Below are 13883 nucleotides of genomic sequence, written 5' to 3' on the forward strand. Positions count from 1 at the left end.
TCATAGAAGACATATCATGATTCATATCTTTCATTGAAGACATATCATGATCCATACCTTTCATAGAAGACATATCGTGATTCATGCCTTTCATAGAAGACATATCATGATCCATACCTTTCATAGAAGACATATCGTGATTCATATCTTTCATAGATGACATGTCATGGCTCATCCCCATATCTTCCATAGTTAATAAAGCACGAGGGCGAGATTTAGGCATCTCAATTTGTTTGACTGCTGGGCTGCTTTCTTCATGTAATGTTCCCACTGAAAAACCGGTACGATCAATAGATTCAGCTTCAATTTGGTAATGTGCTTGTTTTGGTTCCACAATGACATCATAGGTTTCAGCAGTACCAATACGGAACTCATCTACAGGAACGGGCTTTACAGGTTGACCATCAGCACTGACTACAGTCATTTTTAGGTTTGGAATGCGTACATCAAAGAATGACATAGCGGAAGCATTAATAAAACGAAGGCGAACTTTTTCACCAGCTTTGAAGTTACCGGTCCAGTTTTGCTGAGGTGTTTTGCCATTCATTAAAAATGTATAACCAGTCACATCGGACATATCTGTTTTCAACATCCGCATCTGATTCCACATAGAGCGGTCTTGCCAAGTTGCCTTTAATCCATCACGTTTAACTTGTTTTAATACATCGAATACTGTTTCGCGACGGTTCTGATAGTAATCTGCTTCTTTTTTAAGATTTTTCATAATTTGATCACTTGTTGAATTATGAAAATCAGAAAGCAAAACAACGTAATCTTTATCGGTTTTTTCAGCAGCTGTTAGTGGAGTTTTATCTTTAGGATAAATAACAAAAGCACCATATAAACCGTCTTGTTCTTGTCCTTTACTATGTGAATGATACCAATAAGTACCATTTTGGCGGACTTTAAACTTATATTCATAAGTTTTATTAGGGGCAATGCCATTAAATTTGTTAAATCCAGGTACACCATCCATAATTCCAGGTAATAATAAGCCATGCCAATGGATTGAAGAGTCCTGATTTTTTAACTTATTGTGAACACGGATAACGGCCTCATCACCTTCTTCAAATTCAAGAAGTGGTGCAACGAATTTACCATTAACGGTAATTCTCTTTAGCGGTTTTCCTGTGATATTTACAGTTTGTTCAGCGATTGTTAAATCATATTCTTTAACTGCCGCCATTACCCAAGTTGATGAAAATAAACCAACTCCAATTAAGAGTACATGACTTAACTTTTTTGACATTCTATCTCACCTTTAGAAAGGTCAAGATTGAAGTAATAAAGCAAATATTTAGTATAAACTTTAATACTTCTTTCTCGCTATTTATAAAATTATTTATTGCTACCAGGCATATTCATCTTTGAATGATCCATTTTAGAATGGTCCATATTCATCATAGAATGATCCATTTTTGACATGTCAGATGAGTTAGGAGACTGATGTTGACTATGATCTTGCTGAGTCTTGTCATCTTTTTCCATTTTACAAGGTTTTGTACAAGGTTTCTGTGCTTTTACCGTTTTAGTGGCACTTGAGGTTGATACATCTTTTGCCCAAGATTGAGTACCAGCAATTAAAGTTCCAGCACACATTAAAATTGTTAGACTACGACGCACTACAGTTTTCATAAGTTTCTCTAAAAGTTAATTTCTTGCTACTACAATAAAGTGAAGCACTGAACATCTAAGTGACTTGAAAATGACATTTTTGTAATCTATCTCGATCAGATGTTTTATAACGTTATTATAGTTTTAATGAATGACTTAGGATTCGGAAATGAGAATACTATTAGTTGAAGATGAACAAAAAACTGGTGATTATCTCAAGCAAGGTTTATCCGAAGCTGGCTATATTACGGACTGGGTTACAGATGGGTTAACGGGTAAACATCAAGCTCTTTCTGAAGAGTATGACTTAATTATTTTAGACGTGATGTTACCTGGACTAAATGGTTGGAATATTATCAATGATATTCGTAGCAGCGGTAAAACAATGCCCATTCTTTTTCTTACCGCCCGAGATCAAATCGAAGATCGAGTAAAAGGATTAGAGCTAGGCGCTGATGATTATTTAGTTAAGCCTTTTGCTTTTGCAGAGCTTCTAGCTCGAATAAAAACGCTCCTTAGACGAGGGCAACAAAGAGAAGATAATAATATTATTAAGATTGCTGATTTAGAACTTGATTTGAGAAAACGTCGGGTAACACGAGCAGGTCAACGCATTGATTTAACGGCTAAAGAATTCGCGCTTATGGAGCTTTTTATGCGTAGAAGAGGTGAAATTCTACCAAGAGCACTTATTGCATCTCAAATTTGGGATATGAACTTTGATAGTGATACGAATGTCGTTGAAGTCGCTATTAAACGATTAAGAAGTAAAGTTGACAGTAACTTTACTCCCAAATTAATTCAGAATATTCGAGGAATGGGGTATGTACTAGAGGTAGAGGATGAATAATAATTTATTCAGAGCGATCAGTTTCCGGATCGGTATCATTTTCTCATTATCTACTATTTTCATTCTAATTATTATGGGTTTGTTCATAAATAAATTAGTAATGCATCATTTTGAGACTCAAGACCGTACCCAATTAGAAGGTAAAATCCAGCTGATTCAGAATCTTATCCAACAGAATCCTAAAAACTCTCCAGAACTTAATCTTTATTTGAGAGACGCTTTAGTTGGACACCATGATCTTATGGTTCAAATAGAACGACCGACAGGTAAAGTTTTATTTAGTTCAGCACCTTCAACAATTAATACTCAACACTTAACCAAGTCAGCAAATAATTCATGGATTAAATGGAAAATTCAGGATAAGACTTATCGTGGCATGATCTACAACACGGATATAAACAAAAATACTGAGATACAATCTGTACGCATTATTGTGGGGATCGATACATCTGAACATCTACATTTTTTAAATGATTTTAAGCGTCAACTTTTTTACATTGGTTTAGCCGGTACGATTTGTTTAATGTTTTTAGGCTGGTTTGCAACCTGGAGAGGTTTAAGACCCGTGCAAAAAATGGCTAAGGTCGCAGAAGGCATTTCTGCCCAACATCTTTCAGAACGTTTAGAAGTTGAGCACACACCAACAGAACTAAAATCATTAGCAATTGCCTTCAATGATATGCTCGACAGACTAGAATCAGCTTTAGAAAGGCTTTCCGATTTTTCATCTGATTTAGCGCATGAAATTAGAACACCGATTAATAACTTAATGACTCAAACTCAAGTATGTCTTGCCCGTAACCGAGATATTGGTACTTATCAAGAAATACTATTTTCTAATTTAGAAGAATTAGAACGTTTGGCTCGAATGGTATCCAATATGCTTTTCTTGGCAAAAGCAGAACATGGCCTAAAATTACAGAACTTACAGAATATTGACCTGGTTAAAGAAGTTACAGCCTTATTTGATTTCTATGATGCGCTAGCTGCCGAAAAAAATATGACGCTTCAACAAACAGGATCTGGAAATGTCAAAGGTGATCCTGCTATGTTACGTCGAGCACTCAGCAATCTATTATCTAATGCAGTTAAATATGGAAATAAGAATTCTACAATACGCATAAAACTTCAACAGAATTTAGATAACACAATATTTTCAATTGAAAATGAAGGCCCTGAAATCTCTCCTGAACAACTATCCAGGTTATTTGATCGATTTTATCGAACAGATGCATCTAGACAAAGAACAGAAGAAGGAACCGGCTTAGGGCTCGCGATAACAAAATCTATTCTTGATATGCTTGGGGCGACCATCCAGGCTGAATCCCTCAATGGTCGAATCATTTTTACCATTGTTTTTCAAAGTGAATCCATGCAAGGGGAATCATTTTAACTCATTTTTTGAACATCTTCCATTTACCCGAGTTGACCTTACATAAAGCTCAAACTGAGAGCCAGAGCTACGCCAGCACCTATCATGGCAATTGTGTAGCCAAATATGATAGCTCGGCCAAACTGTGCCCCCCCTGTCATCCATGCAATTGTCGCTTTGCTTAACATGTTGCTCAGTGTGGCCAGCCCTAGCGCGACAGCAGCCACATTTGTTGTTAAGCCTTCAGTACTATGCAGGCGGGCAAGTGAGACTAAAATAGCATCTACGTCTGCTAGCCCAGAAATAGTCGATAATACGAAGATGCCGCTGGTGCCCAACCATTGTTTTGCTGCCGGGACCAAGACTGCCATGACAGCCAGGAAAGCAGCGAAGCTGAATGCTGTCCCAAGATCAAAAGGAGCCATTGCTTCTATTGTTCGATCGTTGTTTTCAGCGCTGGTAATTTGGCGTTGTCTCCACAATGCCATACCCAGCAGAAGGATTCCCGCAATCATCATTGCACCACCAAAAGTGCTTAGCAATGCTGGCTCAATGACGCCTATCAGCACAACCATACGAAAAAACATGATGCCACAGGCAGCCAATGTTCCAGAAATAGCAGCACTGACCATGACGGGGTGCTGGCGTGTATAGCGTGCCAGTGCGACAGTTGCAGCTGTAGAAGATGCCAAACCACCCAATAGACCTGTCCAGAGTATGCCTCTTTCTGAACCGGTGAGCCGCATGGCAAAATGACCTGCCAGAGAGAGTCCGGCAATCAGGATCACTGCCCACCATAACTGGTAAGGATTTAATGCAGCAAAAGGTCCCAGACCCGTATTGGGTAAGTAGGGTAATATAACGACAGAAAGTACCAGCAACTGCAGGGATGCGGTTAATTCACGATGCTCTATCAAGCGTAGCCAACCGTGTAAGGTTGGCTTGAGATCCAAAAATACAGCGACGATTACAGCCGCGGTTAATGCTAAAGTAACATTACCATGAGATGCATATGCACCTAAAACTAATGTCAACAGCATCGCGATCGTCGTGGTAGCGCTTAAATTACCGGAAATTTTTGCGGTACGCGCGTAGGATACCGTAAGTAAAAGGGAAAGCCCTAATACGGCTGCGACTAGTGGCCAAGGCCCAAAGTTTGGCTGTAAATGACCGAGCACTCCTCCGAGTAATCCTGTCAATGTGAAGGTACTTAGGCCTGCTACTCGGCTGCCTTCTGGCAGTTCACGATCATTCCATCCTCGTTCTAAACCAATGAGCAGGCCGATGGCAAGTGCTGCAATAAGACCTGGTACATCTGGTGGAAGAAAAGAACTCTCTATCATAACTTTTTATTTCGCAGGCGAAGGGCATTCGTGATGACTGAAGCTGAACTCAAACTCATAGCCAAGGCGGCAATCATCGGTGACAACAACCAACCGGTAAATGGATATAGTACGCCAGCCGCGATAGGGATACCCAAAGCATTGTAAAGGAAAGCAAACATGAGGTTCTGTTTCATGTTGCCAACAGTAGCTTCCGAAAGTGAACGGGCAACAGCAATCCCTCGTAAATCTCCCTTGACCAGCGTAACTTGGGCACTATTCATTGCAACATCAGTCCCGGTTCCCATAGCGATACCGACATCAGCTTTAGCCAAGGCTGGTGCATCATTGATGCCATCACCAGCCATAGCCACGATGCGACCTTCCTTCTGCAATTTGCTGACCAGTTCTAGTTTATCTGCGGGTTTGACTTCGCCATGTACCTCATCAATGCCTAGACGTGCTGCGACTGAACGGGCAGTGGTGAGACCATCTCCTGTTGCCATCACGATACGTAGACCCGCTTCCTTCAGGGTGGCAAGTGCTTCTGGGGTATTTTTTTTGATGGGATCGGATACTGCAAGCAGACCGGCCAATTCACCATTGATGGCTAGATGCATCACACTTGCACCTTCCGAACGCAGCTCTTCGGCTTGCGGAATCAGAGATTGTACCGAGATACCCAATTGCTCCATCAGTGCTGTGTTGCCCAAAGCTAACTGACGATCGCCCACTTGACCTCGAACACCAATCCCTGAGCCCGATTCAAAATTATCTGGTGTTTCAAGAGACAGGCCACGTTCGTGTGCTGCGTTTACAATCGCTTCGGCTAGCGGGTGTTCACTGCCTTGATCAAGACTGGCGGCTAAACGTAATACTTCAGATTCGTCAAAATCTGATGCGGCAACTACACGATCGAATACAGGGCGTCCTTCAGTTAACGTACCTGTTTTATCGATGATTAGTGTGTCAATCTTGCGTAGATTCTCAATGGCTGCTGCATCACGGAACAGCACACCATGAGTAGCACCTTGACCCGTCGCAACCATGATAGACATTGGAGTTGCCAAGCCTAGTGCACAAGGACAGGCAATAATGAGTACTGCCACAGCATTGATTAATGCATAAACCCAGCTTGATTCTTCTGGGCCGAATAGTCCCCATCCAAAGAAGGTAAGCAAGGCAATGGTCACTACAGCCATGACGAACCAACCTGCTACCTGATCAGCCATACGTTGCATTGGTGCTCTCGATCGTTGAGCTTGCGCCACCATCTGTACGATCTGGGATAACATGGTACTTGAACCAATTTTCTCTGAACGCATGATCAATGAACCATTGGTATTCAGGGTAGCTCCAATGACTTTATCGCCGATACGTTTAGTGATCGGTAAAGGTTCACCTGTCAGCATCGATTCATCCACTGAACTACTTCCTTCAGTGATTACACCATCCACAGGCACTTTTTCACCTGGGCGAATTCTGAGTAAATCTCCTACATGGACATGCGTTAGAGGAACATCTTCTTCAGTTCCATCAGGCAGGATTCGGCGAGCTGTTTTAGGAGCGAGCCCAAGGAGTGACTTAATTGCAGCAGAAGTTTGCGAACGTGCTTTTAACTCCAATATTTGTCCCAGTAGGGTCAATGAAATGATGACCGCTGAAGCTTCAAAGTAAACAGCGACACGACCCATGGAAATAAATGAGTCTGGGAAGATTTGCGGTGCAATGGTTGCGACCACACTATAAATAAATGCAGCTCCAGTGCCCAAACCAATCAGCGTCCACATGTTCGGGCTGCGATTCACAACCGATTGCCAACCCCGGGAAAAAAATGGCCAACCTGCCCAAAGTACAATTGGGAGTGACAACACCAGTTCAATCCAGCTCTGAACAGCCATATTGAACAGGTTCATTTGATGACCAAACATCGCCAAAAAAGTCACGATGATGGTCAATGGCAGTGTCCACCAGAAGCGTCGGCGGAAATCACGTAACTCCGGATTCTCATCTTCCTCTAATTCAGGAATGAGTGGCTCCAGTGTCATTCCGCATTTAGGACAGTTTCCAGGATGATCTTGCCTGATTTCTGGATGCATTGGGCATGTATAGATGGTCGTACCTGTTGTGCTTGCCGCATTAACGTGTTGAACAGTCTGATGATGCTGTGTATGTGCATCGGCAGTCGTCGTTGCGGGTTTAGCGATATATTGCACCGGGCTGCTATGAAACTTTGATTGACATTTATCACTGCAAAAAAAGTAAGTTTTCCCCTTAAATTCCTCATGGTATTTCGATTCTTCAGTGACGGTCATACCACAGACTGGGTCTTTCAGTACGTCTGTTGTAGCCTGTGCCATATGGTCCTGGTTATGATTTTTTTGATCTGACATAAATAATTCTCTTATGGAAAAGTGGTTTTATGGCCGAATTTTGGAATAAATCTCGGAGTCTGTTGAGCATAGCTGTCATAGACAGCGCCAAACTGTTTACTCATTTCAGCCTCTTCCTTAATTGCCAAGCGGCTGTACATTAAGAGTAGGATTGGAAACATAATCAGTGTCAGTAAAGTTGGCCATTGCAATAAAAAACCCAGCAAGATCATCACAAAAGCCACGTATTGTGGGTGACGTATACGTGCATAAGGGCCTGTGATCGCTAAAGAATGCTGACGTTGCGCGTTGTACAGCACGTGCCATGACGTTGATAACAGGTAAAATCCATAACCCAAGAAAACGTAACTGGCGATATGCAAAATGCCAAAATGTGGATCACCTTTTTCACCTAATAGCGTTGACCACAAGTGACCTGCATTATGAGAAAGTAAGTCAAGTTGAGGGAAGCGAGTTTGAAGCCAACCAGATAACAGGTAAATGGTTAAAGGAAAACCATACATTTCGACAAATAGAGCAATGATAAAAGCCGAAAAGGCCCCAAATGTACGCCAATCGCGCGCAGTGGAAGGTCTAAAAAAACTGAAAGCGAACATGATAAAAACTGCTGAGTTAATGATAACCAGCGTCCATAAACCATAAGCCGATTCCGCATGATTCATGATGGATCTCCTGATAAGAGCTATTTTTTGTTATCAGATATATCGGATTTTTTTTGCTGCGAGTGGTTATGCCCATGACCACCATGCATAAAAATATGCATCAGTGGACACGCTAAAAGGAATAAATAAGGCAAAGCACCGATAACGTGGGCCAAATGTTCCGTTAATAGAAAATAAGCTGCGATACCACCCAGCACGATTAGACCAATGGCATAACGTGTAGACCAGAAGTTAGGTACTGAATTATTTTCTTGGTGTTGGTGATTCATGGTGCTTTCCCCTAATTCATGGGTAACTATTTAGTTGCTGACGGAGGCATACAGTCCATCATCATCTGCATCATGGATTGCATCATGTCCATACGTTTTTCCATCATCTGCTGACGGTCAGCCATATTTGCATTCATGCTTTGGCTGCCCATCTGTTTCATCATACTCATACCTCCTTGCATGAGTTTCATGTGCTCAGCCATAAGTTTCTGACGTTCTTGTGGGGTTTTTGCAGCCATCATCTTCTCATGCATGGCTTGCATCGCCTTCATGTGTTGATCCATTGCAGCCATTTTATCTGTAGCAGTGGTGCTGGTAACTGTTTGCTTAATTGTTACTGCAGATGGTGCTGTTTTTTCAGGGTGGTGATCTTTGTGTTCATCGGATTGCTGTGCAAATGTATTCAATGACGCGGCTGCGATACATAAGCCCAAAAAAATGTTTTTGAATTTCATCATAATTTTTTCCTTTAAATAATTTGGAAGTAAAAGCTATGTTTTAGTACTGAACAGAGTCTAGGAATTTGACTACTAAACTGATGAAATTTTTGGTTATTCTCTGTCTCTCTTAAAAATTTTAGCACTATTAATTAATTATTTTTAAAAATGACAAAAATGTAATTTTGAGATCTTCTCGAAATATATAGTCTATGCTGAGATGACAAAAATTTTATTTAATATTAATCTTTTAAAACTATTAAAGTTGTTATGATTTTATGTGCTTAAAAAAATAAAAATGAAATGATTAGATGACTCCAAGGCTAGTTAGAGACACATTCTTAATGTAATTTACACTGTTATTCCTTTAAAGAAAAAATACAGTTGATCAAAATAGTTTTTTATAGAAAAAAGGGTGGATAATTTAATTATTAAACTTATTGGTATATTTATTAGATAGAAGGTAAAGAAGATTATTTTTAATATTAGGGTTTATAATCCAAATTTCAGAGTAAGGAATCTACTACTTATATAATAGAGATTCCATCTCCAAAACAGTACTACTGTATGAATGAGTTGTATTCAATGCAGGGAAGAATGTAGATCCTTAATACTAACGGAAAATTATTTTACTGAATTTTCATGTAAAGACTCATTTAATTGATCAATCACTGTCGTCCATTCACCATCAGAGTGTAGTTTTTCTTCTAAAAAATGACGTTGAGCATCAGTCCAAAAAATTGCTTGTGTTAAAAAAACATCTCCAGCTAGCTGATGGCTCTCTATGAATTTTGCAATTGCTTCTTCAGTAGAAGCTAAACCAAGCTGTTCAAATAATTTGGTCATTCTTGGACGTGTTTGAGTCATGTGCTTAGCCCACAAATTTATATTAGATCAAATTAAACATAACATGTTTATATTTAAACTAAAATATAAAAAATTAAATAGCTACTATTTTCTTAGACAAAATGATTACTACATTTCATAAATCAACCACCTACATAATTTGTTTGTTAAATGATCATTATTTTTCAATAAGATTATTTTAATAGTTAAAGATTTTAAATTTTAAAAATGACAAAAATGTAATTTTGAAGTCATCGCTCTGTTTCTGTCTCTCACTAATAATTGAAATATAAGAGGAGATGATGTGGTCTCATTAAATATAGATTTTATAAAGTCATCTCTAATGAACTAACGAATCAAGAGGAAACGTAAATGAAATTATTTCAAAATAAAATGACTGCTCTACGTAATGTTGTAGTAGCTGCAACGATGATTGTGGCTACTACAACTACGTTCGCTCATGTGAGTTTAGTGAGTGCGATTCCTGCGGAAAATGCATCTATCCTTAGTCAACCAAAGAACTTGACCCTTAACTTTGGTGCAGAGGTTATGTTGATGAATATTAAGTTACTGGATGCTCAGCGAAGAGATGTTCCTTTAAAATATAAAGTTACTCATGACTTAAAGAAATCCTTTGATGTCGCTCTTCCGAAACTGAAAAAAGGTAAATATACCGTTGTCTGGACAACAATGGGGAAAGATGGTCACAACATGAATGGTGAATATAGTTTCACTATCAAATCAACTAAATAAGAATTGATTACCTTTCAACATGTCAGTGAGGTGCTGGCATGTTGTTCTAGAATGGACAAAAATAATGATTTCTGAATATTGGATGTGGGCCACTTGGTTAACTAAGGTTATTTTATATTTAAGTGTAGCTTTTGTCGTTGGTGGAGCCTTTTGCTATTTTTTACTTAGACAATATCTTGAACTAAAAGAATCGATTCTTAAATATATTACAATTGGCGCTGGATTAGGCCTAATTTCCAGTACCTTGGGATTTTTTATTCTGATTGGTAGTTTTGCCAATACTGGTATTACAGGGATGGTGGACCCCACGTATATTAATATATTGGTTAATACTCCGACGGGGTATATATACGTTCTTCGTTCTATTAGTTTTGCTCTTTTACTTCTTCTCATGGTGGTTAAAGTTAACAGGAACAAAGGTCAGTTTTCTATAATTGAAAGTTCAATATTTTGTATTTTACTTATCCCGATTATTTTTAGTTTTTCCCAGCTCGGACATGTCGCTAATTTAACCTTACTTGCTCAAATTTTATTATCAATCCATATTCTATTTATGTCGTTATGGATGGGGTCTTTATATCCGTTATGGAAAACCAGCCGGGAAATAAGTGGTTTACCTTTAAAAGATCGCATGCATGTATTTGGACGTATTGCTGCTTTCATTGTTGGGATATTAATCGCCTGTGGCGCTAGTGTAGCTCTTCTTTTAATTAAAGATTTTAATACCTTAATCAATACTGCATATGGCTATGGTTTCATGGTTAAAATGTTTTTTGTTATAAGTATTCTACTTTTAGCTGCCTTCAACAAATGGTATTTCACCCCGCGTCTTCAACATCCTAAATTCGCTAAACACCTTAGTCATGCCATTTTATTTGAGATGTTATTAGGTCTATCAATTCTATTAACAACAGGCTATATAACCACTGTCGTGGGTATTGAATAAGAGAATTTCAAAATAAGGGAATTGAGGAAATTTAACATTACTGCATTTATCTTTTGTAGCTGAGCAATAAAGTTTCTACTGGACTGTCAACTTACGACAATCAGAACAGTAAAATCGCATCATGAGGCATTATACATAAAGGTAGTCACCGGTTTTTAGCTTATCTTCAACCCATAACGGTCTCATCTATTCAGTTCACTACCATTGATTGAAATAACTAATCTTATAAATTTCAGAGTGATCGTAGATGACAAAAATGTCATTTTAAAGTCACATTAATGTTGGTTAAGTACTTTTACTGTAGTCATTAGAACACTCTTCTTTGGAATACTCTGAAGAAAACTGTAAGGTTATAAACAGACCAAGTTACAGCGAGTAACTGATTCAGAAAAAGGCTGGTTGTATGGTGAAAGTTTAGAGTTACTGTTCTAATGTTTTAAACAAATGTTTTGTTAAAAAGGAGCAACATATGAAATTTCACATCGCTAATATGACTTGTGGTGGTTGTGCACGCGGCATTACTACCGCAATTAAAGAGCTCGACTCGAATGCCTCACTCGATATTGATTTACAAAACCGTATCGTTGAAATCAACACAACAGTGAGTCAGGATAAAGTCATTGCAACTCTCAGTGAGCGTGGATTTACAGCTGATCCTGCTTAATCTCTGTTAGAGTAACAGTGGGAATTCCTTACCACTTTGGTGGTGTTTCAAAAAGTATGCTAGCGTTAAACAAATCCGTTATTAAGGTAAAAGAAAGTCAAATCAAAGGCTTTAAAATGATTTTCGAGCTTTTTAGAAAAGTTGCAACTTCTCCTAAATCCACGCCTGATTCGATGACGAATTCTACAATTGTTACCTTCAATACCGACGGTAAAAAACTTACCGATCACTTGCTTGCAACATTGAAATGCTGTGATAAAACTATCCCAATATTGTTACTTAGACAGGTAGGACATTTGATTTGTAGCGTTATTTTCATACCTCTATTTTATCAAAAGCCATATTGTTTTTTTCAGCATACTTTTTGAAACACCACCTTTGTTTGTTTTAGAGCGTCGGGGCGCCTCGGCAATTCTGCGTGTTGAAATAGAAAGGAAAATTCATTACTTTAAAGCGCAAAGCGTGTTGCAGATGCAGCTCTTATTCCGAGGAATTTTACACTGGTATCGCCCGCCGATAGAAACACCAGATCCGGCAGTCAGGACGTAAATAACCATTCCTCCAGTTTAAATAAAAAAACCTGCAGATTCGATGCAGGTTTTTTTTAGAGATAATCAATCGCGTCTTATTTGGCTTTACGCTCTTTCTCGATCAGGTAATTCACCACCTGAATGACTTTGGCATCATTACCCTGCACAATATATTTACCATTCACGGTCACTGCCGGAACACCACTTAACTGATACTGAGCAGCCAGATTTTTGGCTTGGGCAATTTTCGAAGTGATCGGGAAAGATTTATAAGTGCTGTTAAATTTCGCTTCAGGAATACCATAGCGGGTATAGAACTTGGCCAATTGCGCCTGTTCTAAAATTGGACGTTGCTTATCATGAATATCATGGAATAATTGTAAATGTGCTTTTTGACGCACACCCAATGCTTCAGACACATAATAAGCACGCGCTGCCTGCTCCCAGAGTGGATTCATTGCAGCCGGCGTACGTACAAAACGTACATCTTTTGGTAATTTTTTCAACCAGCCCTGCATATGTGGTTCAAGCGCGAAACAGTGACCACAGCCGTACCAGAAGAATTCACGTACCTCAATTCTGCCCGGTTTTTCGACTTTGACTGGTTTTGCAACCACTTGATAGTCCTGACCTGCCACAAAATTGGCCATAGCATTGCCTGAAAAGGCCAAAACAGATGCGGCAACAGCTCCTAAAAGGAATTTTTTCATTGGGATTATCGTCCTCTAAATCATTATGCTTAGTGTATGGGTTCACTATAAATCAATTATGCCGGTTCCGTTTTCATGCTGCGAACTTTTGTGCTATCAGAACCGCTACATTAAAGTATGCGACTGATTTTAAGTCAGTTAATATGGCCATTCGACCGCTATGTGTTTTTAGATAATCACAAAAGTTAAACTTTGAGTAATAAAAACGGTTATAATTTCTACGATTAAAACGTAGTGGTCAAACCTACAGTAAATATTAGCTTCTTACTATTCTCTTCAGTAACAGCCGCGTGGCTATGATAATTGCTGGAATTTACAACATAGAACTGAGCAAAAAATGATTTATGAAAGGTTTATTAAATTAAATAAATTATTTATATAGTTAAAATTCACCTGATAAATCACTTTTTAATTTAAATTACTATGTTAATTATTTGTTAATTATTTCTAAATTTTTCTCTAAGAAACGGAGGGCACTGTTGCAAATAGGGATCTGAGTCGATGATGTTCCCTTT

At 38.9% G+C, this 13883-nt stretch carries 14 protein-coding genes and 2 pseudogenes; 5 read left to right on the forward strand and 11 right to left on the reverse strand.

The features are described 5' to 3' along the window. Together B3D47_RS02080 and B3D47_RS02085 are read right to left on the reverse strand one after the other, a co-directional pair. Positions 1-1249, reverse strand: a 1249-nt coding sequence (locus tag B3D47_RS02080; protein WP_286859681.1) for a multicopper oxidase domain-containing protein, incomplete at its 3' end; no start/stop codon positions are given. An 89-nt stretch (positions 1250-1338) separates the two neighbouring features. Further along, on the reverse strand, positions 1339-1635 hold the full coding sequence (locus B3D47_RS02085; RefSeq protein WP_004760992.1) for a hypothetical protein: 297 nt from the start codon (positions 1633-1635) through the stop codon (positions 1339-1341). A gap of 148 nt (positions 1636-1783) precedes the next feature. Between B3D47_RS02085 and B3D47_RS02090 the strand changes: the two genes are divergently transcribed. Both B3D47_RS02090 and B3D47_RS02095 read left to right on the forward strand, forming a co-directional pair. Continuing rightward, the gene (locus B3D47_RS02090; protein ID WP_004663993.1) at positions 1784-2464 is read left to right on the forward strand and encodes a heavy metal response regulator transcription factor; all 681 of its coding nucleotides are present in this window, start codon (positions 1784-1786) and stop codon (positions 2462-2464) included. Next, the gene (locus tag B3D47_RS02095) at positions 2457-3857 is read left to right on the forward strand and encodes a heavy metal sensor histidine kinase (RefSeq protein WP_034171651.1); all 1401 of its coding nucleotides are present in this window, start codon (positions 2457-2459) and stop codon (positions 3855-3857) included. The genes B3D47_RS02090 and B3D47_RS02095 overlap by 8 nt, the downstream gene beginning before the upstream one ends. A gap of 38 nt (positions 3858-3895) precedes the next feature. On the opposite strand, the gene B3D47_RS02100 is transcribed toward B3D47_RS02095, so the two are convergent. The 6 genes from B3D47_RS02100 to B3D47_RS02125 all read right to left on the reverse strand — a co-directional run bounded on the left by B3D47_RS02100 (position 3896) and on the right by B3D47_RS02125 (position 9786). Continuing rightward, positions 3896-5179, reverse strand: a complete 1284-nt coding sequence (locus B3D47_RS02100) for an MgtC/SapB family protein (RefSeq protein WP_286859683.1) — start codon at positions 5177-5179, stop codon at positions 3896-3898. Beyond that, positions 5176-7551, reverse strand: a complete 2376-nt coding sequence (locus B3D47_RS02105; protein WP_004663996.1) for a heavy metal translocating P-type ATPase — start codon at positions 7549-7551, stop codon at positions 5176-5178. The genes B3D47_RS02100 and B3D47_RS02105 overlap by 4 nt, the downstream gene beginning before the upstream one ends. 11 nt (positions 7552-7562) lie before the next feature. After that, positions 7563-8213 (reverse strand): methyltransferase family protein, encoded by a 651-nt coding sequence (locus B3D47_RS02110; protein ID WP_004663997.1) that lies wholly within the window; start codon positions 8211-8213, stop codon positions 7563-7565. A gap of 20 nt (positions 8214-8233) precedes the next feature. Continuing rightward, positions 8234-8482, reverse strand: coding sequence for a DUF2933 domain-containing protein (locus tag B3D47_RS02115; protein ID WP_004695740.1), 249 nt, complete (start codon positions 8480-8482; stop codon positions 8234-8236). Positions 8483-8508: 26 nt separating this feature from the next. After that, positions 8509-8940: a hypothetical protein gene (locus B3D47_RS02120; protein WP_004695737.1), complete on the reverse strand. Its 432-nt coding sequence runs from the start codon at positions 8938-8940 to the stop codon at positions 8509-8511. A gap of 603 nt (positions 8941-9543) precedes the next feature. Further along, complete coding sequence (locus tag B3D47_RS02125) at positions 9544-9786, reverse strand: DUF2789 family protein (protein ID WP_004281876.1); 243 nt, start codon at positions 9784-9786, stop codon at positions 9544-9546. A gap of 351 nt (positions 9787-10137) precedes the next feature. Here B3D47_RS02125 and B3D47_RS02130 point away from each other — a divergent pair, with 351 nt between their 5' ends. The 3 genes from B3D47_RS02130 (at position 10138) to B3D47_RS02140 (ending at position 12128) form a co-directional block, all read left to right on the forward strand. Beyond that, positions 10138-10518: a copper resistance CopC family protein gene (locus tag B3D47_RS02130; RefSeq protein WP_004681441.1), complete on the forward strand. Its 381-nt coding sequence runs from the start codon at positions 10138-10140 to the stop codon at positions 10516-10518. A 64-nt stretch (positions 10519-10582) separates the two neighbouring features. Continuing rightward, complete coding sequence (locus B3D47_RS02135) at positions 10583-11464, forward strand: copper resistance D family protein (RefSeq protein ID WP_286859684.1); 882 nt, start codon at positions 10583-10585, stop codon at positions 11462-11464. 469 nt (positions 11465-11933) lie between these two features. Beyond that, entirely contained in the window at positions 11934-12128 is a 195-nt protein-coding gene (locus B3D47_RS02140; protein ID WP_004733233.1) for a heavy-metal-associated domain-containing protein, read from the forward strand. A 65-nt stretch (positions 12129-12193) separates the two neighbouring features. Here B3D47_RS02140 and B3D47_RS02145 read toward each other — a convergent pair. The 3 genes and pseudogenes from B3D47_RS02145 to B3D47_RS14795 form a co-directional block, all read right to left on the reverse strand. Further along, positions 12194-12400 (reverse strand): annotated as a pseudogene (locus B3D47_RS02145) (IS1 family transposase); the annotation flags it as partial. A 353-nt stretch (positions 12401-12753) separates the two neighbouring features. Next, the gene (locus tag B3D47_RS02150; protein ID WP_004281236.1) at positions 12754-13368 is read right to left on the reverse strand and encodes a thiol:disulfide interchange protein DsbA/DsbL; all 615 of its coding nucleotides are present in this window, start codon (positions 13366-13368) and stop codon (positions 12754-12756) included. A 177-nt stretch (positions 13369-13545) separates the two neighbouring features. Further along, positions 13546-13667: pseudogene (locus B3D47_RS14795) on the reverse strand (cation transporter); the annotation flags it as partial. Between the last annotated feature and the right edge of the window lie 216 nt (positions 13668-13883).

The sequence above is a fragment of the Acinetobacter sp. UBA3461 genome, from assembly GCF_002381195.1.
In the GTDB taxonomy this organism is placed as follows: Bacteria; Pseudomonadota; Gammaproteobacteria; order Pseudomonadales; family Moraxellaceae; genus Acinetobacter; species Acinetobacter schindleri.